The following is a 243-nucleotide window of genomic DNA, read 5'->3' on the forward strand; positions in this document are numbered from 1 at the left end:
CGAGGGGCAGGACACCATCGTTCGAGAGCAGCACGACCGACTCCTCGGCGAGGCGGCGCGCGATCTCGCGGTGGCGGGGCGTGTCGAGGTCGATCGCCGAGGGGGCGTCGGCGTCGAACGCGCCGGGATCGAGCAGACCGAGTTCTTCCTTCTGCATCAGCACGCGCGTCACGGCGCGGTCGACGAGCGACTCCGGCACCTCCCCCGAACGCACCTTGGCGAGTAGCGGCTCGAGGTAGGTGT

General features: G+C 70.4%; 1 pseudogene. It reads right to left on the reverse strand.

Features of this window, described 5'->3' with window-relative positions:
* Positions 1-243: pseudogene (locus SB658_RS26885) on the reverse strand (beta-glucosidase); the annotation flags it as partial.

It is taken from the genome of Bacillus sp. SIMBA_008, assembly GCF_046535495.1.
GTDB classification, from domain to species: domain Bacteria; phylum Bacillota; class Bacilli; order Bacillales; family Bacillaceae; genus Bacillus; species Bacillus subtilis.